Here is a 25,482-nt window from a genome sequence, read left to right as displayed (position 1 = left end):
AAGTAGCCAACATTATGCTAAATCAAGTCAGTAAACAACATATCCGGGTGGCACAAAATGCCTCAGGCCGCAGTATGAACGTACCGGTATACCGCATTAAGGGACAACGGCCCGGCCCCACCGTGTATATTCAAAGTTCTATTCACGGCGCCGAAGTGCAGGGTAACGTGGTGATTTACCACCTCATACAATGGCTACAGGATACACCTGTGAGTGGCGAAATCATTCTGGTACCCAACTGCAACCCGGTTGGCACTAACATTAAAGCCGGCGAATACACCCTGGGCCGGTTTGACCCGGTTAACGGCACCAACTGGAACCGGGGCTACTATTACGACGAGCAACAAATTCAGCTTTTTGCCCAAAGCGTTACCGATGAGGAGTCAGGCGCCTCCATAAAACAACGCTTTCGCGCGCACTGGCAGCAGGCCATCGCCCAAAAGCTGGCCAGCCCCTGGGGGCTGGGTCTGGCCCAACAGCTCAACCTGCGTTTACAACAGCTGGCAGTTGATGCCGATTACGTGCTCGATTTACATAATGGTCCGGTATCGACGCGGCATATTTATATTCCGCAATACGCCAAAGACAGCGCGCTGGCATTCAACTTTCCCCATTGCATATTTATTCCTAACGCGTTTGCCGGCGCCCTCGATGAAGCCACATTCTGCCCCTGGTGGACACTGACCGATTTGCTTAACGCGCGCGACCAGCGCACGCTGGATTTTGGTGTAGAGGCCTTTACCCTGGAGATGGGCAGTCAGGAGGTGATTGATTTTGCCGAAGGCGAAATTGATGCCACCAGTATCATCAGCTACCTCACCGCTAAAGGGTTATTGCCGGAAAGCAAAGTAACCCCTGCCAACATGACCCGTATAGGCGTCGCGCTGGCGGATTACAAAACCCTGTATACCGACTGGGGCGGCATGGTGGAATATTGCGCCAGACCGGGTCAACACGTTAAGGAGGGCGAGCTGCTGGCCAGGGTACTCAATATTGATGAATTGGATAATGACAAGGGCAGCAAACCTGTTTATGCCCCCTGTGATTTAATCCCGATGCTGCATTTCCCGTCAGCATCGGTACTCAGCGGTACCCAGTTGTATAAGTGTTTTACCAACTACTTTACATTGAGCGAAGGCAGCTAACCCCACCGGTACTTGCCTGGTTTGCCGCGTTGACGCTTTAAAGTTTTGACGCAGCTTACACTTTTTGTCGCTCATCGTTGCGATCAGCGTTAACACAAAAACCCCGGCCTGATGCCGGGGTTTGAGTTGGATTGTCAGGCTTAAATCGGTGAGCCCGGCGGAAGTGGTTTCACACTAAACGCTAACGGCCATTCACCGGTTTCCCAGTAATGCTCAAGATAGTGTTCCAGTGCGCGGTAACCCGGCACATCATCTTCATCTTCGAGCCATTCGGTCAACGTCATTAACTCAGCCGTGATTGCCAGCTTCACTTCAGGCGCGGTGTCTTTGCCCTGCAAGGTCTGCATAACACTTTGTAACGCCACCAGCTGCAAGCGCGCAATCAGATTACTGTTGGCACGCTGCTGGCGATAAAAATGCACCGAAAAGATTTTACGAATTAAATCATCCACGCCAGGCACACTTGACTGGCGGCTATGCTGATATACCAAGCGGTTAAGGCGTTCTGGGTGCAATAACAGTTGCAGGCTAAAAGCGGCTGCGCTTTCGGCCGCTGAAATGGGGTCAAATACGCGACCCATGCGGCCATTAAACTGCTCGCGGGTTTCGGCTTCGGCAAAAACAGGCGGCGTAATTAAATCTAACAACGCATCCGGCATGGCCAGCACCTGTGCCGTTGAGGCATCGATAAGCCGGGTCATGGCCTCCACCTGGGTCTCGGGTGCTACCATTTTAACGCCCCGGGGCTTCGCGTAGTCGCCTTTGTTTTCATACTGGTAATGAATGCCGGCGACCTGTTTGGCCACGGCCTCGAGCTGAAAACGGTGCAGCAAATACACCGGCACTAAGGCGTTTTCCAGTGACGACAGACTCTCGCCGGTTTGCAGCGTATCCAGCCCCATGTTGCTCAGGGCCAGCTTACGTACCTGCATGAGGTGGTCGTATTGCGCCAGCGGATTTTCGCCGTTGTCCCATAAGTGCCCATCGGCCGATGCGTGACGCGACGCACGTACATCGGCGTCCGACTTATACTTTAAGCCCTGTTCGCGGGCCGCGACCACCATTGATTCAAGGGCTTCACGGGTATTGGTATCGTCAGCAAAATCCTGATAACCATAGGCAATAACGTAATTATCCCACTGCCCCATGCCAACGTCATAGGCATCAGCCAGTGATAACTCACCGTTTTCTATATCGATTTTCGGGTGCGGATAATCCATCACCGACTCACGGCCATTTTCGCTGGCCGCAAAATTATGGGCAATACCCAGTGTATGGCCTACTTCGTGAGCCGATAACTGGCGAATGCGCGCCAGCGCCATTTCTTTTTGTGCTGTCGTCGCGTTGCTATCCTGACCAAAAGGACTGGTTAACCCCAGCGCAATCAGGTAATCCTGTCTTACCCGCAACGAGCCCAGGGTAACGTGACCTTTAATGATTTCACCGGTGCGCGGGTCAACCACCGAAGAGCCGTACGACCAGCCCCGCGTAGCACGGTGAACCCAGTTGATGACGTTGTATCGTACATCCATCGGGTCGGCATCTGGTGGTAGCACTTTTACCTGAAAGGCATCTTTATAGCCTGCTGCTTCAAACGCTTGATTCCACCAGCTGGCGCCGTCTTTTAACGCGCTCATCACTGGCTCGGGAATACCCGGATCGAGGTAATAAACAATAGGCTCAACGGCTTCGCTGATCGCAGCGCCGGGATCTTTCTTGGCCAGTCGGTGACGACGTATATACGCTTGCTCAAGAGGCTCGGTAATCGGCGCCGAATAATCCTGCCAACTGTGCTTCCAGTAGCCCGAAAACGGATGAAAAGCCCGCGGTTCATAGCCATCATCAGGCAAAGCAACAAATGAATGATGCAGATGCACGGTGACACTGTCTGCATCGGGAGTGACCGAACGCAGGTAGCTACCGGTGCCGTTACCACCAAAGGTCACCAGGGCTTCCAGCTCAGTATTGAGCGGAAACGCTTTGGTTTTTTCCATATAAACACCGCTGCGACTGGCATCGGGTTTAAAGCTGCCCTGATTGCTTGACTTAAGACGTTCTGCAATACCGTGAATGTCGCTGAAAAGCTGCGCGGTATAATCAATCAATACCGAGTCATCGTTACTCGCTACAATGGTGAAACCGGCAATCACCGAGTCGGCAAAGGCTTCATCGATACTGGCTTTTTCGGCCGGATTGTCGGCACTGGCCCGGTATTCGGTATTGAGTTGTTTAAGTAAAATTTTATTCCCGTAACGTTCAAACTGCACCAGACGGGTTGCGCCCAACTGGCCTCTGTCCAGGCCAATATCGTTAGAGCCTACCCCTTGCGGTAAGCTTGACTGAAACAACAGCGGCTGGTCCGTGGCGTCAATTTGCAAAAACACTTTATCTTCGCTGCTGTCATAATAAACAGGTATAAAACCCGCTTGTTTTTTCATGCCTTCGGTAAAGGAGGCAATCGTCTCTCCTTTAACCGGTGAAAACCCTGTTATCAACAGGCTCACAACCAATACCAATACTCGCAACAGAGCGTCCTCCAATAATAATGCTGAACAAAACGGCAGTACTGTTAAGCTACCTAATCGAGACGGGTAAATCCAGTGACACCTGACCAAACTACCAACAACACCGATAAACGACCAACGGTTGATCGAGCGCAAGTGCCTATATTAAATACAAATTAAGTCTTTTCGCGATTGATCTGCATCAACGTCACCAGACAGTTTACTAGTACTCTGTACATCCTGCTTCTACACTTAACAGGTCGACAAAATTCATTAACTGATTAGAGTACCTACCGGGATGTTATGGGCATAAACTTTGAACAACATGATTTTACTGATCAACAGCGTGCAGAATTCAATCAGCGAGTGCATCAGCAACTGTCTGAGATGACGGCTGAACTCACCCGGCCCTGCTATAACAACCCGCAGGTCAGTATCGGCGCGGAGCTGGAACTTTACCTGGTAAACCAGCATTTCACGCCGGCCCCTTTAATTGAGCAGATGCTCGAAAAGGCCCGCATGGAAGGCCTGCAGGAAGAGTTAAACCAATACAATATCGAATTTAACCTCAAACCGGTTAACGCCGGCGAGGCGGCCTTCAAAGCGCTTCAGGCTCAGTTAGATAAGGCCTCGCAAACGCTCGACCAGACCGCGGCGCTGTACGACGGTCATGCACTGTCAATTGGCATATTACCAACTCTGGATAGCAGCCACCTGACCGACACCTACATGACCAACCGGCCTCGTTATCAGGCGCTTACACGAGAGTTAACCCAACAGCGGGGAGCCCCTTTTGACATTGATATTCATGGCCAGGACGTGGTCAAAACCACCAGCGATGATGTTACCATGGAAGGCGCAAACACCTCTTTTCAACTGCACCATAAAATTCCGCTAACGCGCTTTACCGATGCGTTTAATACCGCCCAGCTGGTGACGCCTCTAGTGTTAGCCATCGCCGGTAACTCGCCCTTTTTTATGGGTAAACGGTTATGGCAGGAAACCCGGATTGCGCTGTTTAAACAGTCCATTGATTATCGCCATACCAATGCCACCGAATGGCGCCAGCCCTCCCGGGTGACTTACGGACATGGCTGGCTGCGCAACGGTATCACCGACTGCTTTACTGAAAGCGTGTCGTTATATCCGCCGTTATTGCCAGTGCTCAGCGAACGGCTCAATGCCCCGCCAGCCCCCTTTACCGAGCTCAATCTTCACCATGGTACCGTGTGGAGCTGGAACCGCGCCGTGTTTGAGCCCGGCGAACAGGGCCATGTGCGGATCGAATACCGCAGTTTACCGGCCGGGCCGACGAATCAGGATATGCTCGCCAATGCAGCGCTGCAAATTGGTCTGGTTGAAGCCTTGTCGCCGCACTGCGAAGAGTACTTACAACGCCTGCCCTTTCAGTATGCCGAATACAATTTTTACCGCTGTGCCCAGTCGGGTCTGAACGCCAAAATACTCTGGCCACACCCACAACAGCGCAGTCTGAAGGAACATCGGGTCACGGATATTCTGGCTGATTTATTGCCGCTGGCCGACGAGGGGCTGGCCAGGATAGGGATCAGCCGGGCGGAGCGGGATTATTATCTGGGTCTCATAGAGCATCGGCTGGCCGCCCGTCAAACCGGCGCCACATGGCAGCTGAATACTTATCAGGCGTTAACCGAACAGCACGGTGAGCAAGCAGCCCTGGTGGAATTGTGCCGACGCTATTATCAGTTAAGCCACAGCGGTCAACCTGTAGCCCAGTGGGAGTCACCATAACAATGAGTACGGCTACATTCATGGCATTGCCCGGCTTTAAGGTGCTTAAGGCCCCCACACCGGCAGACATCGCAGAATCCAGCCTGGCCTTTTTGCACCAGCTTGGCCAGCCGAGCATTATTACCGTGCCCGGCCAGACCCGCGCCAAACGCGCTGTGACAACCTTATTGCACGGCAACGAACCATCAGGTTTTCAAGCTATTCACCGCTTACTTCGCGCGGGTTTTAAACCCTACGCCGACACAACCTTTATTATTGTTTCTGTTGAGGCGGCCCTGCGAGAGCCGGTATTTACGCATCGGGCACTGCCTGAAAACCGTGATATTAACCGCTGCTTCCGGCCGCCTTACAACGACGTCCCCGGCCTGTTAGCCAGGCAAATTCTTGATTATCTGGTAGATCTCAGTCCTCACGCGATTGTCGATATCCACAACACCTCGGGCAGCGGACCCGCCTTCAGTGTGGCGACCCGGCAAAGTCGTCAACACCAAGCCCTGGCGTCACATTTCACGCGCTGGTTTATTCACACTGATATCGAACTGGGATCGATAATGGAAGTGCCTTTTTGCTGCCCCATCATCACAATTGAGGCAGGCGGTGCCATGGATGAACAATCCACGGCCAATGCGTTTGATGGTTTACACTCTTTTTTAAGCGCTGAGGATGTGTATCAGCCGCGACAGGATATGGATCTGCTATGCCAGCCCAAACGCCTGGAAATTTGTCCCGGGACGAGCCTGGCCTATGCTGAGCGGCCGGTATTTGGTGCCAACGTTACCATGCACCAGGATATCGAGCGGCATAACTTTGGCGTGACCCGGCCCGGCGACATACTCGGTTGGCTCGACCATCATAAGCTCGCGCATTTTCGCCTTACCGGCCAGCAACCGAATGAATTTATCGATGACTACTTTCGTTTGCAGGGCAATGCACTCACCGTTGCCCGCCCATTAAAACTGTTTATGGTCACTACGCGTCCGGACATCGCTGAGTCAGACTGTCTGCTTTACTTTGTCGATACCGATAGCAGCTAAGGTCATGTCAGGCCCGGTAATCACCACAGGTAACTCAACAACGGGTTATTCGAAAGCCTGACGTAAACGTTCAGCCAGACCGGTTTTGCGTTGCTGCTGGTGTTTAACCGCTTGCTGCAATATTGTCTCGCTGGTTACTAACAAAGCGCCCTCCTTCGCCCGGGTCAGCCCGGTATAAATAAGCTCGCGGGTATAAATACCGGCCGCATGATAAGAAGGCGCTTGCGGCAATAACAGCATCAGACGGTTAAACTCCGAGCCCTGGGATTTATGGATTGTCATGGCGTAAACCGTTTCATGACGTGGTAAGCGCATCAGCGGAACCGAGCGGTATTGATGCTCAGCGCCGGCAAACCAGGCTTTCAACACGCCTTGCTCGTCCGGCCAAATCAGCCCTACATCGCCATTATACAAGCGCTGTCCGTGATGATTTTCGGTGATCATTACCGGCCGACCGCGGTAGATGCCGCGTTGGGCCGCCCCGGGTGTAAGCAATCGCTCAATCCGGCTATTAAGTTGTTCACTGCCATATTCACCCTGACGAAACGGCGTCAGCCAACGCACCGACTGCAGTTGTGCCATGGCTTCGGCAAGTGTAGCGGCACCGGCAATGCCACCAAACCAGTCACGGACAATAGCATTAAACTGCGCGTCGATAGTATTAAACGCACATTGCGCCACACCATTTAACGCGTCTTTTTGCCGCGCATCGGCGCTGCCCAGTTGCTGCCATAATCCGTCGACAACGCCGCTGTTGATGGCCGCCGCCACTGCTGCCAGCTGACCACCAAAGCGCTGGGCACGTTTAAGTTCAAAGTGCACCAATGGCGTCGGGTGTTGCTGTGTGTGGCGCGTTAAGGCCGGTAAGTGCGGGCACAAGGTGGCCAGTTGTGCCGCCGTGCTCTCATCGACACCGCTCTGTGCACTGCGGCCAAAGGCGGCAATAATATCGCCTAATACATTACCGGCTTCCACCGAGGGTAACTGCCTGGGATCGCCCACCAGGATGACCCGGGTGTGGGGCGCCAGCGCCCGGAACAGACGCGTCATCAGGGCCAAATCAATCATCGAGCTTTCATCCACCACTATCACATCGGCGGCAATGGTATTACTGGCACTGTGGCGGCTATTTATGCCCCAGCGCGGCATACCGAGCAAACGGTGGAGTGTCATAGCCGGCTGGCTCAACTGCGCAGTATAGGAGGCCAGCGCAGGTGACCGGGAAAATTGGACCAGCGCAGCATCCATTGACTCACTCAGTCGCTGGGCGGCTTTACCAGTGGGCGCGGTTAACACTATCGACAATTCACCCTGCCAGGCTACCTGCAACGCCATTAACAAACGCGCAATCGTATAGGTTTTACCGGTACCCGGGCCACCGGATAACATTGCAAACGGCCGGTTGATACATAATGCTACGGCCACCTGTTGCCAGTCTTGTTCCTGAGTATTGCTTTGCACAGTTGAAAACAATACCGGCCACACGTCTTTTAGCTGCTGTTGTTGGCGGTCGGTGAGCGTTAAAGGTTGGCAGCGCTGGCTGATTTGGGTCACTAATTCCTGTTCAAACTGCCAGTACCTGGCGGTATATAACCGTGTGTCCTGTAAAATCAGTTTGTTATTGAGTGGCGCTGCCGCACTGAGCGCAGTGGCTTGTTGTATAAGGGTATCGAGCGCGCCAAATTGCCAGCCGGTATCGGGCTGTCCGGCATGCTCAAACCAGCGAGTTTCGGCTATATCCGTCAGTGACAGGCAACTGTTACCGGCTCGTTGCGCAGCGCTGAGTGCCAGTAACAGGCAAAAAATTGCCTCGTCACTGCCCGTTGGCAGAGTGTCACCGCCCCGCTGCAGCATCTCGCGGGCAAAAAAGTAGTCAATGGCTTCGATATTAGCAAATTGTGCGCTACAGGCGGCAAAGTCAGTGTATTTCATTGGTCTTCCCCGACGCTGCAGGACTCATCACCGATGCTATCGGTGCTGGTGCACCGGGTTACATTGCCGGTTAATGCCCGTTCCATATCGGTCAGTAAGGTTACCGACAAGGGATGATAAAACACCCCGCTTTGCGGCGGGTGGCCGGGCGCCATGCCGCGTAAATAAAAATACGCCACGCCGCCAAAATGCTGCGTCGGATCGTAATCGTCAATACGCTGAGCTAAAAAGCGGTGCAGTGCCACGCTGTAAATCAGGTACTGTAAATCATAGTAATGTTGCTGGTTGTTGTGGTTAAGAGCATCAGGGTCATAATCCTCAGGCGACAGCCCCAAAAAGGTCGACTTGTAATCGGCCACATAATAGCGCCCGTGGGCAGTGAAGATCAGATCAATAAAGCCATGCATCATACCGTCGATAGCGGCACCCTCTAATGCTGGCGACAATGCATCGTGGCCCATACTTAAGCGGTGTTCACGCAGGATAGTAACCAGCGCAGCGCGATTAACCTGCTGCAAGGGAAAATAAAACTCGGCCTCACGCAAGGTATCACCTGATGGTAACTGGTTAAGCTGCAGCATGCTGTTGTCGTATAATGCCATGGGCGTGGCTAATACCTCGTCGAGCCAGCTGAACAGCGCTTCGTGTTGAGACGCGTCGATGCCATATCGTTTAGCCACCTGTACGCCGCTTTCCTGCCAGTCTGGTGCGGTAAAATCGGTCACCTCCAGCAAGTCATGCAGCAGGTTACCGCTCTGGGCTCCGGCTTTCAGTTGGTAGCGTAATTGCTGTTGTGCCAGCTCGGCCGGCAGGGTTGTCTCAACCGGAACTTCAGCCTCGCGCTGACGATACTGGGTGTGTGCGGCCTGACGCGAGAGTGCCGAAAACGAGTACAAGCGCCAGTTATCATCAAATTTACGGGCAAACGGCAGATACGTCAGTGGCTCTGCCTCATCATTATTACCATGATAATCAACGGGTTTTACGTCTTCAATCAGGGCTGCATGGGTGAATGGTTGCTCCGCAAAATGCGCTATCGCCTGTTGCCAGGAATCAAAATCGGGCCGTCTGACAAGACGTCCCAGGGAAGACTGTTCAGTTTGCTTACCTTCTGCGGTACCCAGATAGCAGCGGTGGGAGGCACGGGTAATCGCCACATACAGCAGCCGCATCGACTCCGCATCGCCCTCGCGAGTCACCTGCGCGACGGTTGCCGGTGTTGCGCCCAGCGCCATTTGCTGCATGCCGGCGTGTTCATCATAAAAACGCAATACCTCAGCCTGACGGTTGCCAAATTTCACCGGATCACGGTACTCACCGGCAAAGGGCACAAACACAATGGGGTACTCCAGTCCTTTCGAGCCATGCTGAGTGACAATTTGAATCAGTCGGGCATCAGATTCCAGCCGTTGAATATGCTCTTCGGCCTGTTCCGGGGCCTGCACCTGCCGATGCAGCCAGTTAAGTAAGTGGCCCGGCTGAGGGTATGTTTTGGCTGTTTCCTGTAACAGCTCTGCCAGATGCTGATAGTTAGTCAGGCTGCGCTCTGCCTCGCCGCGAGTCGGCAAATAATGGTTTTGCAACAGGCCCAGTACCAACGACATTATGCCGCGACGCAGCCAAATATCGCGCCACCGGGCTATTTGCATAAGTAAGGTATCCCAGTCACTGGCGTTGTCGTCCACTAACATCGCCTGAATCTGCGCCGGGTTGAGGCCCAGCAATGGACTGCCGATAATGCCGTTGACCAAACGCAGATCATGGGAGTGCCAGATAGCATTTAATACCAATAGCAGATCGCCTGCCTCATTGCTGGCAAACAAACTGTTACGGTTAGACAAATACACCGCCGGTAAACCCGCCTCGTTGAGGGCCTGCTGAATGACTTTCGCCTCACTGCCGGTTTGCACTAAAATGGCAATGTCTGCCGGTCGCACGGGGTTGTCGCCTAACTTCGCCTCAGCCAGTAAACGCACGATTTCAAGGCTTAGCAAACGGGCCAGTCGCTGGCGTGTTGCGCCTTTATTGTCACTGTCCTGCGGGAGCGGACTGTCACATAAAAACGTCAGAGCACAGCGATCGCCGGCCGGATCGGTTAATGGCGTAGCGGCCGCTTTGGCGCCGTCACTGGCATTGACCGGCTCATAGCGGATGTCAAAGTCGAATAAATCACGCGCTGGCTGCGACAGTTCTGCGCCCCAAAACAAACGGTTATACGCCGATACAAGGGGCGCAACCGAACGCCAGTTGGTGTCCATGACCCAGCGGTATTCAGCCTGTCGGGCGGCCTGCAAATAGGTAAAAATATCGCCACCACGAAAGCCGTAAATCGCTTGCTTTGGGTCGCCTATCATCATCAGCGTTGGCGTAGCGTCGGCATTTATTGGCTGCACAGCATCTGTGTTTTCCAGCTCAGATGGTGTCTGGCCCGCAGGCGGGTAGACATTGGCCAGAATATGATACTGGTCAGCGTCGGTATCCTGAAACTCATCCACTAAGGCAACCGGGTACTGCCCTCGCAGTTGTTCACACAGCGGCGCATCCGGACCACTGATTTGGCTTGCCAGCATACGAATTAGATCGTTAAAGTCGACCGTATTCAGCTGTTGCTTTTGTTTTTTTACATGGGCCTGTACGTATTCCACCCCATCTGCCACAAGGGTATACACAGGCACTTTATCCAACAGGGTTTGTCTGGACTTTGAAAGCCCCTTTACGGCTTTATCGAGGGCCTTGCGAAAAGGTTTAAAGGCCTCGACAATCGCTTTGGCCTCCTCCACACCCTCACGCTTGGCGCGGTAACGGTTACCATGAACAAATTTTGCGACTTCTGGCGGGGTATCGGCCAGCGGGCCATTTTGCAGCCAGTCGAGCATAACCTGCCATTCCTGTTCGCGGGCTTTATCATTACCAATCACAGCACTCTGAAACAACGCCTCGTTACTGACCAGCTCGTGCAGGAGTTTTGTGGTGTGCGGGCGGAACTGTTCGTCGAGTTGCGCCAACGCCTCAGCATACTCATATTCGATTTGTTCGGTTTCAGGGATGACCGGCCTGCCAGAGAATTCGAGCAGTGTTTTAAACTGCGCCATAAAGCGCTCCGGCGTATGCCATTTGTTGTCGACCAACTGCGCAAAGGCGTCACTGTCACGACTAATTTTACGCATAAAATCTTCACAACCCTGCAAGTACAGGGCTCGTGTATCGGTGGCCAACGACAGTTCTAACGGCGCGGCAGAGGTAAAAGCCATGTCAGCCAGTACTTTGTTACAAAAGCTGTGAATAGTAAACACAGCCGCATCATCCAGCTCAAGCAGGGCCGCCTGTAAGAGTGCCAGAGCCTGCTGCGGCGCGACGCGTTGATAAATCGCATCGAGCACCGGGTCGGGCTGCGCCGGGGACTGATTAGCCGCCCGTTGCTGCCAGTAGTGCAAGGCATCGCGCAGGGTCGCAGCAATCCGCCCGCGGATCTCTTCGGTGGCTGCTTTGGTAAAGGTCATCACCAGTATCTGCTGCACACTTAACTGGCGCTCTAACAGGCAACGCAAATAAATGCGGGTAATATTAAAGGTTTTACCGGTACCGGCGCTCGCTTCGATTAAATGACGACCACGCAAAGGAATTTGAATAACGTCTAAGTGCTGTGCGGTCATTATTTTGCCTTCGCTAAACTGTTAAAAAACGGGCAATACAGCGCTGCCATCTCGGTGAGCGGCAAATCTGATACGGACGGTAATTCATTGAAGAACCAGTTAAAGTAGGCACTGTTACCCAGCTTACTGTAGGGATCGTTGGCATCCGTGAGCGCCTCCCAGCGCTTTGGCAGTTCGTCATGCTGCAACCAGTCGGTATTATCAGCCGACATGCCGGCAAACTTAGAAAACACCTCAGCCACCGCCAAATGCATTAGTGTGGGTTGTTGCTCAATGCGCTCTACCATGGCGACTAAGCGAGCTAGTAACGCCTGCGCCTGCTCGCTGGTATACGCCTCAAAGACCAGCGTTTGGTGCTGTAAAGGCTGTTTATTCCAGTCTATATAATGCAAGGTAAGCGGTAATGTCAGCCCTTCACTGTTTGCTATCAGCATGGTGATCCAGGCCACAAAACTGCGCCTGATCTGATGCTGACCCACATGATAAGTGACCAGCTCATTGTCGAGTTGGTAACAGCTGCCGTAAAGGTGCCAGCGCCCTACCTGAGTGGCGAGGGTTGTTTGAACATCGGCTGCCATTGGCAGCGCATCAAGAAGTAATTGCCCGGCTTCCTGCCATAGCGCTAATTCATTAAGACTAACCGGGGTATCGGGTAAATCTCCGCTGCGCAAAAATTGTTGCGTGAGGGCGTCGCTGCTACCGGCTGTTGCGCCGCGGCCGACCAGTTCATCAATGTAGCGATAGCGGGTAAGTTTATTACTCTCAAATGGCTCGCTGTCTTCCAGCAAACGATTATCTATCTCTAACCGTAACCCCAGCTGACGGGCCAGCCAGGCCAGCGGATCATCAAAACAGCGGCCCAGTTCTACACTGCTCAGACTGCGCGTGCGATGTTCTTCGCTGTCGAATGACAATAACTGATGTCCGTCGGTTGTAGGCGGCGCAATGACCGCCTGTGCAAGGCGGTGCCAGCCTGCCGCGTAGCTTGGCCACGGGCCTCGAAACACATCGGGACTAAACGGATGTAGCGGCAGTTGGCGGACGGCCTGGCTGGCATCCCAGTCATAATCCTGGTGCAGAAAATCCATCATTTCCTGCAATACCAGGCTGGGCTGACGCTCGGCATTGTTGAGCGCACTGCGTCCCTGATAACTTAAATACAACGCCTGGCGGGCTGAGATAATGGCTTCTAAAAACAGGTAACGGTCTTCCTGGCGCCGCGAACGGTCGCCCAGACGACTGGCATGGCGCGCCATAATGTTAATACTGCCAGGCGGGTTAGTACGCGGAAATTCGCCATCGTTAAGGCCCAAAATAGCAATTACCTTAAACGGAATACTGCGCATGGGCAGCATCGAACAAAACGTCACCTGCCCGGTCATAAAGTGATTACCTGCATCAGGTGTGGCAAACCGACGGGTTAGCACGTCACGGACCTCAGCCAGACTGAGCTGACCGGTAAAGCCTGCCTGTTCGCATTGCAATGCGATATCAGCGATGGCTTTACCGATACTTTCCCAGCTGTCGGTGTCGTCGCTGATGGGCGCAAAACAGTCATCGCGCAGATTGTACAGATAATGCTGCCAATCTTCGGCGCTGCGCGGATGGCCGAGCTGTTGGTTATGTTGCATGAGCCGCTCAATGACCAGCATTAAACGGCCAAGCTCAGCACTTGCCTGCCCTTCCACATCGGGCACTGTCACGCAACCGTCCAGCAATTGAACGTGGTCTTCGCTGATCATACCGAGCAATAACCGTTGTAACCCCCACTGCCAACTGAACATCTCACTGTGGGTGGCATCAGCGGTGATGGCTGCTTTATGGGAACCGTCCAGTCCCCAGTGAATATTGGCCTGCTCCAGCCAGTATTCAATGACCGTCAGACTCTCTTCGCTGAGACCAAAGCGTCGCTGGAGCGGCGTTAAGCTGAGGTATTCGAGTATTTGTGTGACGCTGAAACGGCTATCGGGCAACGACAGCAGCGATAAAAACGCGGCGACCAGGGGGTCGGCATCCAGCGGTGAGCGGTCGGCAATAGTGCACGGGATCCGCGGCGACACCTCGTCGTCGTCGAGCATGAGCCCCACACGGGCAAAGACCGCCTCTATGGCCGGTGCATATTGCTCGATCGCCGGGCACATCACCAGTATGTCGCGGGGCTGCAGATCCGGGTCGCTATCGAATTGCCGTAACAGATAATCATGCAACGACTGTACTTCGCGCAGTGCACTGTGGGCTGAGTTAATCAAAATACTGTTGTCGTCAGCCTGCCACTGATAATGGCTCTCGCCGGTGGTGGATTCCAGAATATCCTGCTGCACCTGACTTAATAAACTAGCATCCGGCTGTTGCTCCGGCGGTGGCGGCAAATCAAACGCGCTGATTTCGTAACTTTGCAGCTCGGTAAGCTGATTAAACAAATCACGGCCCTGACGGCCCAAATTTGCCAGCATCGGATTATCCTGAGACTGTGTCAGCCAGGCTTCGATACCTTCTGAACGCAATAAACGGGCCTGCTCACCGCGACCGGCGGCATTGCCCCAATAGTTCACACAAGGATTTAAATGAAACAGGTGCACATCGACTATTGCGGCCAGCGCATCTAAAAACGCCACAAACTGAGGGGCCATGGTGTTGATCGCAAATAAAATAATGCGCTCGGGTAACGCCTCGATCAGTCGCTGATCCGGCTGTTTGAGCGCAGCGACCATACGTTCGTGCAAACGCGCCGGATGTGTGGGGGTATCGCTGACCAGCTTGCGCCATACCTGCGCCTGCCATACCTCGTCGGCATCACCTGCCGTAACCTGTTCATGGCGCTCCCATGCCAGTAACCAATCGGGGCGGTAGAGTAAATACTGTTCATATAAATCTGCTAAAGCAACGGCCAGTTGCAAGCATTGCAGCTGCCCGCCGCCGTTTTGCTGACTTTGAGTGAGGAACCCGGCGACCCGGCTTAAGGCTGGCTCAGCCAGTACTTCAGGGTCACAAAACAGCGCATAAATACGCCAGCGCAGCGTTTCACGCCGAAACGGCGACTCTTTGGGAACAGCATCTTCACCGAGCACCTGCCGGGCCGTGTCCCACATAAAACGTACCGGTAACGGAAACGACACGTTCATGGCTATGCCGCGCTGCTCAGCCAGCTGCATACTTAGCCAGTGCTGCATACCCGGGCTTTCAACCAGCACGATATCAGCCGCTAAGCCTTTGGCGGGTTGCTGGTCGAGTAACGTTGCCAATAAAAAGCTCAGGTGTTCCAGCTTATTGGAGGGATAAAGTGTTAGCACTTAGCAGGTATCCTTTGACCGAATGTACATACATCCAAACTGAGGTTAAGTATGCACTGATAGCAAAGAATTAGAAATAAGCAGAAAAATGACTGGTGAAAATATCAACAATATTTTATAGTAGCGCGCGTCGGATTGAAGCAATTAAATAACAGACATAAAAAAACCCATACAGACCTCAGGACACGAAAAATCTGTATGGGCAAGGTTACGGGCTACACACTGACAACTCTGGCCGGCGTTGCCTGGCACCGGCTAAAGTTAACGCCAGCATGTAACGCAGTTAACAATGTAGTTATTGCAGAAAAAGTGCCAACATTTAAAACCAATAAAAACAGTAAGTTAAGCAATATCGCCGTTAGCCGGCCCGCCGCCAACCTCATCAATATGGTGCATACGCTCCCATAAAGTGCATTAAACAAGTGCATTTTGCCTCTTCGTTATTCCTACCTGTTGTTCACTGTAATGGTGTTTATCTGGCGCCGGGTCATGTTAAACTTTACCGCTTAGGATGAATAACGACCTCTGCTCTGGCAGCGTGTATTTTTCAGCCACACCTCACTGTCATGGTCCAATAAATAGGTAACTTATGCTGACTCAACAACAACTTAATACAATGCTGTCGCTGCAGAACAAAATGAATATAAAGGTCAACCCTCAATGGCTCACGGCCGGTTACGGTTATTTACGCGCGGCTATGGTTGAGTCGGTGGAAGCAATTGAACACCACGGCTGGAAATGGTGGAAAGCACAACAAAAAGATTTACCGCAGTTGCAAATGGAACTGGTTGATATTTGGCATTTTGCACTGTCTGCCAGCATTATTGACTATCAGGGCGACATTGACGCTACGGCCCACGCACTGGCCGCCCAACTCGCTCAACAAAAAGACCCGTCTGTCACCTTTGATGGCAAAGATTATGCCCCGGCATCGCTCTCGTTACTGGATAACCTGGAGTTAATGGCTGGTTTATGTGCCGCCAAACGCTTTAGCGTTCCCCTGTTTATGTGTATCGTTGAGCAGTGTGAGATGAGCGGCGACGAATTGTATCGTCAGTATGTGGGTAAAAATATCCTCAATTTCTTCAGACAGGACAATGGCTACAAAGCCGGTACGTATCAAAAAACCTGGCAGGGTCGCGAAGACAACGAGCATCTGGTAGAGGTATTAGCAGCGCTGGATATTAACGCTGTTGATTATGCCGACCTGGTTTATCAGGGACTACAACAACGCTACGCCAGCTAGGTAAGCTATACCGGCTCACTTTCGGCCTGGAGCCGGTTGCCTGAGTGTTTAATCAGGCCAAAACCGGCTCCACATCACTTGCCTGTCACGACTTTCGCCTCAGCGCTCATGCCACACGATGGGGTCGCTGTAGTCCTGCTCGATCACCTCGCTAAAGCGTTTCTCCAGCACGTGCCGCTTAACCTTTAAGGTGGGCGTAAGTAACTCATTCTCAATGGTCCAGGGCTCTGATATCACAATCAAATGACCCAGGCGCTGATGGCTTTCAAGATTTGCATTGACCTTTTTAAGCGTATCACGCAGCGAGGCCGTAACAGCGTCGGCGCTTTGCGCCTGGCCCTCTTCGGATAACACTAATAGCGCAACAGGATGCGGTAAACCTGCGCCGGTCACGCACACCTGTTCGATATGATTGTCTTCCATCAATAAGGCTTCGATCGGCGCCGGAGTTACGTATTTACCTTTTGCTGTTTTAAAGATTTCTTTAATTCGCCCGGTAATAAAATAGTAACCATCGTTATCAACAGCGGCTTTGTCACCGGTGCGTAAATAACCATCTTCGGTAAAGGCTTCGGCAGTGCGCTCCGGATCAAGGTAGTAACCCTGCATATTGCCCGGTGATTTGGTCAGTAATTCCTGTTGTTCTGACAGGCGCAGTGATACCCCTCCCCAGGGCCTGCCTATCGAGCCAATCTTATCGGCATTAAATGGCAAACTGGCGGTACCCAGCGCGGCGTTTTCGGTCATGCCCCACCCTTCGCTAATGTTTATGCCAAGCCTGGCAAACCAGGCCGTAATAACCGGTGCCAGCGGGGCTGAGCCGCTGGCGCACAATTTCGCTTTACTCAAGCCCAGACCAGCTCGAATTTTCTTTTTGATCAGTGTGTTAACCAGCGGAATTTTTAACAGCAGGTTGAGTTTTGCCTGCGGTAACTTATGCAAAATACCCAACTGAAATTTAGACCACAAACGCGGCACCGACACGAATAACGTCGGTTCACAGTGCTGCACATCCCGCTGGAACGTCTCTAACGATTCAATAAAGTGTATTGTTAATCCCGCTTTAAAGCCGGTCATTTCTACCAACACCCGCTCGGTAATATGTGCCAACGGCAAATAACTCAGGAGACGATCTTGTGTACCCAGGTGTAAATCCGTCATGCCCTGGTTACCCGCCCACGCCATCGATCCATAAGTGTGCATCACACCTTTAGGGCTGCCGGTACTGCCCGAGGTATAAATAATGGTCATCAGTGCATCTGGCTCAACCTGCGTATTGCTCTTCAGTGGCACGGCGGCAGTAAATTGCTCCCAGTTATAGTCAGCTGTAATGTTAGGGTAAGGAAAGGCCACCGTTGTAATGTCATCGGCAATAGCGCTGAGTTGTTTTTCAGTTTCATCCAGTTTACCCACAAATACCAGCTTCACCTCGGCATGCTTAAGCACATACTCTATGGTGTCAGTGCCGGCAGTGGAAAATATCGGCACCGAAACATAACCCGCCATCATAATCGCCAGATCAGCCATCAGCCACTCAGCACAATTTTTCGACAATATGGCAACCCGGCTACCAGGCTCGTAGTTCATGTCAATTAACTGCTGCGCGAGACTGCGCACGGTGGTAGCGACGGTCGCCCAGGAATAGGTGTGATAATGCCCGTCGACCGGTTGCACCATAAACAGGCTATCCGGGGTGTGTTGCTCCCAGTGATACAGACACGCTAACAGATTGTTACTCGAATCAGGCTGGGGTACTACTGACTTCTCTGGCATTTTGATATCCACCGGTAATCATTAACTATTTTGAATAATTGCCCATATTAACAAGTAGTTTACATTAACATCGAAATAAATCTAACAAAGTGTAGTAGAAAAGCGCTAACATTAAATGAATTGAATAGCGGTATTTATCGTTAAAGTTCGCTTTTGGGCCCTTATGCATTGTCTTAAAGGGTAAAATCTGATGATGTAAAAGCGTGCACCATACAGACATGAGGAAAGCTATGAAAGTCATCATTAATGAACAGGAGTTTGACTACCAGGGTGACCCTGACATGCCCCTGTTGTGGTTTATTCGCGACGATCTCAAAATGACCGGGACCAAGTATTCCTGTGGTATGGCCCTGTGTGGCGCCTGCACTGTGCATATCGACGGCGAACCAACACGCTCATGCCAGCTCCCTATGAACGCCACTAATGGCAAGTCTGTTACCACCATAGAAGGTTTGTCCAAGGACGCGTCGCACCCTGTTCAACAGGCGTGGCGCGAACATAATGTGCCACAGTGTGGCTACTGTCAGAGTGGTCAAATGATGCAAGCCGCTGCCCTGGTTGATAAAAAACAAGCCGTTTCAGATGCCGATATAGAGAACCATATGGCCGGCAATATTTGCCGCTGCGGTACTTATCCGCGCATTCGTGCAGCAGTGAAAACCGCGGCTCAAAAGGTGGTGGTGAAATGAGTAATAATACCCTTTCTCAATCTCGCCGGGCTTTTTTAAAGCGCAGCATTACCGCTTCGGGGTTTACCTTAAGTTTATCACTCCTGCCGGGGACTCAGGCACGCGCCATGTTTGCCGATGGTGCCAGCGAGAGTGGCTTTACCCCCAATGTTTTTATCCACTTTGCCGACAACGGCGACGTCGAAATTACCTGTCACCGCTCTGAAATGGGCCAGCAGATACGCACCAGTGTTCCCCAGTTAATCGTGGAGGAACTGGGCGCTGACTGGCAATATGTGACAATTAATCAGGCCACTGGTGACGCCAAATATGGCGATCAGAATACCGATGGCTCACGCAGTATCCGGCGCAATTTTAAGCGCTTACGCGAAGCTGGTGCGGCCGCGGCATTAATGCTGTGCACCGCTGCGGCAAAAGGCTGGAAAGTAGCGCCTGACGAATGCTATACCGAAGCGCACCATGTCGTTCACCGGCCCAGTGGGCGACGTGTGCCCTTTGCTGAAGTGGTTAGTGTTGCAGCCGGTCTTACCCTGCCAGACACCAGCAAACTCAAACTTAAACCACGCCAGAACTGGAATCAAATAGGTAAAGCCGTTCCCAGTGTCGATCTTAAAGACATGACCAATGGTAATGCCGTGTATGGCCAGGACGTGGTGCTGGACGATATGTGTTTCGCGGTTATTCAACGCCCCCCTGTTTTATTTGGTAAAGTAAAATCGTCCAATCAGGATGAAGTAAAAAACATGGCCGGCGTGATTGACGTTATTAATTTGCCTGAAGCCTCGGCCCCTGCGTTGTTTAATCCATTAGGCGGTATTGCAGTATTAGCCAGCAATACCTGGCTTGCGTGGCAAGGTGTTAATGCGTTGAAAACAGAGTGGCACAACGGCACCAATGCCAGCTACAACTCAGACACCTATCAACAATCGCTACTGGAAGAAGCCAGCAAACCCGGCGAAGTTGTGCGCAAGTTAGGTGACTTTAAACAAGCCAGCGAACAGGCAAGCAGCGTCATTGATGCTAGTTACTATGCGCCGCATCTGGCCCAGGCGCCGATGGAGCCGCCTGCGGCAACGGCTAAAGTCAGCGCTGACAGTGCCGAAATCTGGGCCTGTGTGCAGTCTCCGCAAAGTGCCCGCCAACAGGTAGCCAATGCCCTTCAACTGCCGTTGGAGGCCGTAACCATTAATGTCACCTTGCTTGGTGGCGGGTTTGGCCGCAAAGCCAAACCCGACTTTGTTGTCGAAGCCGCCTTGCTGGCCAAGGCTGCCGGGCGTCCGGTAAAAGTCATATGGCGCCGTGAAGACGACATTAAGCATGGTTATTATCATACGGTCAGTGCCCAGCGCCTCAGTGCCACACTGGATGAGAGTAAAAAGGTCACCGGCTGGTATCACAAAAGTGTATTCCCGCCCATTGGCTCAACGTTTAATCCCGACGCCAACAAACCGAGCGATGGTGAGTTAGATTTAGGGCTTATTGATACGCCCTTTGCCGTTCCTAATTTACAAATGGAGCGCGGTGAGGCTGAGGCCCACGTCAGAATAGGCTGGCTGCGCAGCGTAGCAAATGTTTATCATGCCTTTGCTACGCAGTCTTTTGTGGCCGAACTGGCACACCAGACAAACACCGATCACAAAGCCTTTTTACTTAACTTAATTGGCCCCGATCGGCATATTGATTTTAGCCAAAGCAATGCCAAATACTCTAATTATGGTGATGACCTTAGCGATTACCCGGTCGATACCGCACGGCTTAAACACGTTGTTGAACAAGTTACCCAAATGGCAGACTGGGACAACCGTGCGCAACAAGGGCGCTTTCTGGGACTGGCAGCACACCGCTCGTTTTTAAGTTATGCCGCAGCCGTTATTGAGGTGAAGATTAACGACCGTGGCGAGTGGACTATCCCCAATGCTTATATTGTGCTGGACGCCGGTACGGTGGTTAATCCGGATCACGTTAAAGCACAATGCGAAGGCGGTCTGATTTATGGTATCAGCTGTGCCATCGGTCAAATTACGGCGCTCAATGGTGAAGTAACCCAAAGTAACTTCCATAATTACCAGGTCGCCCGTATGCCGCAAACACCAGTCAACATTGACGTAAAGATCATTCAAAGTGACGCATTACCCGGTGGCGTAGGTGAGCCGCCGACGCCGCCAGCCGCCGCCGCTTTGGCCAATGCGCTGTTTGCGGCAACCGGTCAACGGTTCAGGAATCTGCCTATCCCGCTTAATATTAATACAGCCTGATTGCCATACCGACTTTAGGGTATGAGTTTGTCTACCAGTGGCAGCCATTGCTCAAACAGCAATGGCTGCACTGTTTTGTTATCCACCGGATGCGAAAAATAATAACCTTGTAACCGCGGACAGCCGTGATTAAGTAAAAAGCGCACCTGCTCCGGATGTTCAATGCCCTCTGCAATACAGTCCATATCCAGGCTGCTCGCCAGGTTAATGGTGGTCAGGACCAGAGCATTTTCATCCTCACTGACTTTCACATCATCAATAAATGACTTATCAATTTTTAAGATATCGAGAGGAAACCGGCGCAAATAGCTTAACGACGAATATCCGGTACCGAAATCATCCAACGCCAGTTTGAAGCCCGCATCGCGAAAACGGTTGAGTTCATGTAATACACCGTCAGATTTATCCATGAGCACGCTTTCGGTAATTTCAAAACGCAACGCGCTATGCGGCAAGTCGTAATGCCTCAGCAGTTCTTCAATGTAATCCAAATCAAAGTGGGTTTTAAAATGCAGCGCCGACAGGTTAATCGACACATACCCCTCGAAACCCTGCGCATACCAGTCTCGTAAATCGGTTACTGCCGTGGCAATGGAGGCACGGGTGAGCTCAATAATATGACGTAGTTCCTCTAACACAGGAATAAACGCCGCTGGTGGTATCCACTCATCATTGAAGTGACAACGCATTAGCAGTTCGACACCTTCGGTTTTGCCGGTGGCCAGGTTTACAATCGGCTGATAAAAATTTTGAAATGCTTTTTGCTCGAAGGCTGATTTAACGATGTTTTCAAGTTCGAGGCGTTGTACCGCCCGCTCATTCATTTCTTTAGTAAAATACGTAAAGGCTGCAACGTTACTTTTCTTCGCAGCATACATGGCAACATCGGCTTGTTTGAGTAACTCAGCCGGCTCTGCACCATCATTAGGATAAAATGAGATACCTACCGAACAGGACACCCGCAGTACTTCTTTACCCAATGAAATCGGCGTTTCAATTGACTCGATAAGTTGCGACACAAAGCTCGATACCGTTGACTCCTGCTCCACTTCTTCCATGACAATGACGAACTCATCGCCGCCTAAACGGGCCACCGTGTCACTTTTTGACGCCTGGTTAACCATGCGGTTGGCCACCACACGTAACAGCTTATCGCCGTAGTCATGTCCCAGCGAGTCGTTAATTCCCTTAAACCTGTCAAGATCAACAAATAACACAGCAATCAGGTAATTGTGTGTGTCTGCCGAACTGATTGCATGCTCCAGCCTGTCAAGCAGTAAGCTTCTGTTAACCAACCCCGTCAGGTTGTCGTAATTAGCAATTTTAACCAGTTTACGCTCGGCATTTTTTTGCTCGGTAATGTTAGAAATGACCACCAGATAATGGGTATCATTTGAATCGTTATCTTCGCTCATGCGATTGATATCAACCAACACATCATATTCACGCCCATCGGGCATTTGAATTCGCTCTTCACCCTTCCATTCTTGATTGTCAACCAGCATGTGGAGCTGGCCTGAAAGCTGTGATTCAAGTTTTGGCACCTGCTGATATAAACGCGACAGCTGGCGATCGAGACTTTCACGTGGCGTTAGCCCAAAAGCTTGTTCAAACGCCGGATTTGCCGCTACCGGATTGTGTTGTTCATCGAATATCACCACCCAGTCGCTGGTGTGCCGGAATGCATTGCCGAATAGTTTCACTTGTTGCTGGGCTTGCCGCAGGCGCATCAACTGTACGTGCCGGCTAAACAGATACGCGCCAATCAGGGTCACAATGATCACCGCATAAAGCGTATACGCCACGGGTGATAAAAAAGGCGGGTAATCCATGGTAATCGACAGGCTGGCGGGTAACCGTTTTGATTGGGTAAATTGTGACACCGGAAACACGTCAAAGCGATATTCCCCAGCCGCTAATGATGGCAATATCACCTTGGTATCACGGGTCACATCTTCGCTGATGACCTGGCCATTCTTGCGCAACATGTATTTAAAGTTGGTGTCTCTGGCACCATAAAAGTCCATTCCCGAAAACTCAATGGATAACCCGTAGTCATCATGGTTTAAATGAACGTGGGTATTCGCCAGATTTTTTTTAGGCAAGTTCAATTGCCTTGACGCAAGATTCACGCCCGTTATTACCATTTCCTGCAGGCGCCGTTGCAGGCTTTGTTGTTGGGTAATTTTGTTGATCGTTTGCGGATCGAAAAACAGTAACCCTTTGGGTGAACCGAACACAATACGCCCATCACGTAAGCGTTGATTAGCGCCCTGGTTAAATTCTGCAATGCTCAGTTCGCGGCCATATTCATAGCGGACAAACAAACGCTCCTCTGCAGAAAAGCGATGGATACCATTTAATGAACTAAACCAAAAATAGCCGTCATCGTCTCTTAATAAATCAAACATGACAGCGCCCTGGCCGAGCTCCTTGTGACCATAATGGAAAAGTTGTTGGTAAGTTTGTGCATCCAGCCCGACCAATCCGTAACCGGGGTAAACGACCCATAACACGCCGTTTGCCAGCTTCACTTTGTCGGGCCAAAAGTCCGTATTGATTAAGCGTTCAGGTAAACGATGAATCTGTTTTGCCTTTAGGGTCACAGTATTAAAAGACCACAAGCCATCATAGGTTGCGACTAACATTTCGTCTGTGTGTATGGGGTTAGGCCCAATAAAATTAGAGATCGTTTGAAACGGGATCTGCGCTTCAAGCTCGTCTAACTGCTGCAGCTTGCCGTCGTTAAAGTCGTAACGATAAAAGTTATCGCCAAAAAAATATAACTGACCGCTGCTATCCAGAGCCGGGCCTGCCAGGTATATAACCTCTTCTTCTTCTAAACCGAATTCAAGACGCTCATACGTCTTACTTTGGCGGTCAAACAACAATAAACCGGCAAGCGTTGACAGCAATAATTTATCATCGGGAAGCGGAATAATTTTGGTTATATTGTGAATGCTGTATTGCTCTGTCCTGCCCGGATTAACAATATAGAATTCGCTTTCTCCGGTGCGTTCATTGTAGTGTGTTAAACCATTGTCGGTGCCCACCCAGAGTGTTCGATCCTCATCTTCATAGATAGCCCACACCACATTGTCACTGAGGACTTTGGCTTCACCGGTATAATTTTGTACCGGCTTAAAATACAGACTTTTAGGTGACCAGAAAATAGCGCCATTAAAGTAAGACCCTAGCCACAAATCATTGTATGGCGTAATAACCAATGCACGAATATTCTGGTGTGAAAATGCAATACCGTCAGTAGAAGGCTGAAGCACATATTGCCATTGCCAGATGCCCTTTTCACGGCTTAAACGCAACAGGCCTATGTCAGTGCCAAGCCAAATCAGCTCGCTGCTTTGGCTGCGTATTTGCCAGATATTGCGTTGCTTAACAATCAGCTGTGCACCTGCAACGGTTGTTATACTGGTCCGGTGAGCCTGTTTAACATTGTCCCAGGGTAAACTGAATAACCCTGTCACCGTGCCGACCCATAGCGTGTCATCGTTTAACACGATTTTTTTCGTATTGGCATTATCGATAGTGCGCTCAACCCCTGCACGGTGCTCAACCCGGTGAAAGGCTAACTCCGACGAATAGTCTGCGGTGTAAAGCCCCTCTGACGTCGCCAACACCAGCAGACCATCTGTCAGGATAAAGTCGCGCAGATATGGCGCCCTGCCTTCAATCCGTGATTCGGCCCTATGCAGCACCTTATGCTCTTTGGTATTTACGTCAAAGCGAATCAGCTGCTCGCGACTGAGCATCAATAAATTGCCATCGGGTAACTCAAAGAATTTTTCGATAAGCTGGAAATAGTCGGGAAAGTCCTGTGACGGGATTTTTGACATCTCCTGCAACGCACTTGTGTTCAAATCGAGCATGTATACACCGCGATACTGCGTACCAATCCACAGCCGGTTATTACTGTCTAAAAAGAGTGTTTCGATGGGAGTCGATGCCAGCTCATCATTGTTACCTGTGATATGTTCAACCCGATAACCATCGTAGCGGTCAAGGCCGCCGTCAGTGGCAATCCACACAAAACCGTCGTTATCAATAAGAATATCGGCAACACTGTCCTGAACCAGCCCTTGCTGGGTAGACAACACTGACGTCATTGGGGTCTTTATGAGGGGCGATAATGCACCTTCGTCTGCCGATACTGTCAGTGTGTAACTGAATATC

The 25,482-nt window shown here is 51.5% G+C and carries 12 protein-coding genes; 6 read left to right on the top strand and 6 right to left on the bottom strand.

Annotation, left to right across the window (positions count from 1 at the left end; all coding sequences use genetic code 11):
• Window positions 1-14 precede the first annotated feature (14 nt).
• Complete coding sequence (locus OIK42_RS08120; protein ID WP_273639643.1) at window positions 15-1,145, top strand: M14 family metallopeptidase; 1,131 nt, start codon at window positions 15-17, stop codon at window positions 1,143-1,145.
• Window positions 1,146-1,285: 140 nt separating this feature from the next.
• Here OIK42_RS08120 and OIK42_RS08115 read toward each other — a convergent pair whose 3' ends face one another.
• The gene (locus tag OIK42_RS08115) at window positions 1,286-3,583 is read right to left on the bottom strand and encodes a zinc-dependent metalloprotease (RefSeq protein ID WP_273641442.1); all 2,298 of its coding nucleotides are present in this window, start codon (window positions 3,581-3,583) and stop codon (window positions 1,286-1,288) included.
• A gap of 369 nt (window positions 3,584-3,952) precedes the next feature.
• Between OIK42_RS08115 and OIK42_RS08110 the strand changes: the two genes are divergently transcribed.
• Entirely contained in the window at window positions 3,953-5,419 is a 1,467-nt protein-coding gene (locus tag OIK42_RS08110; RefSeq protein WP_273639642.1) for a glutamate-cysteine ligase family protein, read from the top strand.
• Between the two features lie 2 nt (window positions 5,420-5,421).
• A complete protein-coding gene (locus OIK42_RS08105; protein WP_273639641.1) occupies window positions 5,422-6,453 on the top strand; it encodes a M14 family metallopeptidase in 1,032 nt (343 codons plus the stop codon).
• 45 nt (window positions 6,454-6,498) lie between these two features.
• Here the strand turns inward: OIK42_RS08105 and recD are convergent, their stop codons facing one another.
• From recD to recC, 3 genes are read right to left on the bottom strand one after another with little or no spacing between them, the layout of a single operon-like run.
• Window positions 6,499-8,385 carry an exodeoxyribonuclease V subunit alpha gene (gene recD, locus OIK42_RS08100; RefSeq protein WP_273639640.1) on the bottom strand — a complete coding sequence of 629 codons (1,887 nt, stop codon included), beginning with the start codon at window positions 8,383-8,385 and terminating at the stop codon, window positions 6,499-6,501.
• Entirely contained in the window at window positions 8,382-12,038 is a 3,657-nt protein-coding gene (gene recB, locus OIK42_RS08095) for an exodeoxyribonuclease V subunit beta (protein ID WP_273639639.1), read from the bottom strand. The genes recD and recB overlap by 4 nt, the downstream gene beginning before the upstream one ends.
• Window positions 12,038-15,328 (bottom strand): exodeoxyribonuclease V subunit gamma, encoded by a 3,291-nt coding sequence (gene recC / locus OIK42_RS08090; RefSeq protein ID WP_273639638.1) that lies wholly within the window; start codon window positions 15,326-15,328, stop codon window positions 12,038-12,040. Before recC ends, recB begins: the two co-directional genes overlap by 1 nt.
• Before the next feature lie 589 nt (window positions 15,329-15,917).
• Here recC and OIK42_RS08085 point away from each other — a divergent pair.
• Complete coding sequence (locus OIK42_RS08085) at window positions 15,918-16,574, top strand: dUTP diphosphatase (RefSeq protein WP_273639637.1); 657 nt, start codon at window positions 15,918-15,920, stop codon at window positions 16,572-16,574.
• Window positions 16,575-16,673: 99 nt separating this feature from the next.
• On the opposite strand, the gene OIK42_RS08080 is transcribed toward OIK42_RS08085, so the two are convergent.
• A complete protein-coding gene (locus OIK42_RS08080) occupies window positions 16,674-18,347 on the bottom strand; it encodes an AMP-binding protein (RefSeq protein ID WP_273639636.1) in 1,674 nt (557 codons plus the stop codon).
• Between the two features lie 230 nt (window positions 18,348-18,577).
• On the opposite strand from OIK42_RS08080, the gene OIK42_RS08075 reads away from it, so the two are divergent.
• Complete coding sequence (locus tag OIK42_RS08075; RefSeq protein WP_273639635.1) at window positions 18,578-19,036, top strand: (2Fe-2S)-binding protein; 459 nt, start codon at window positions 18,578-18,580, stop codon at window positions 19,034-19,036.
• Window positions 19,033-21,291, top strand: coding sequence for a xanthine dehydrogenase family protein molybdopterin-binding subunit (locus OIK42_RS08070; RefSeq protein ID WP_273639634.1), 2,259 nt, complete (start codon window positions 19,033-19,035; stop codon window positions 21,289-21,291). Before OIK42_RS08075 ends, OIK42_RS08070 begins: the two co-directional genes overlap by 4 nt.
• 14 nt (window positions 21,292-21,305) lie before the next feature.
• On the opposite strand, the gene OIK42_RS08065 is transcribed toward OIK42_RS08070, so the two are convergent.
• The gene (locus OIK42_RS08065; protein WP_273639633.1) at window positions 21,306-25,415 is read right to left on the bottom strand and encodes an EAL domain-containing protein; all 4,110 of its coding nucleotides are present in this window, start codon (window positions 25,413-25,415) and stop codon (window positions 21,306-21,308) included.
• Between the last annotated feature and the right edge of the window lie 67 nt (window positions 25,416-25,482).

This window comes from Alteromonas gilva (genome assembly GCF_028595265.1).
Taxonomy (GTDB): domain Bacteria; phylum Pseudomonadota; class Gammaproteobacteria; order Enterobacterales; family Alteromonadaceae; genus Alteromonas; species Alteromonas gilva.
The sequence above is the reverse complement of the archived record's forward strand: the minus strand, read 5'-3'. Positions and strand labels throughout refer to the sequence as shown.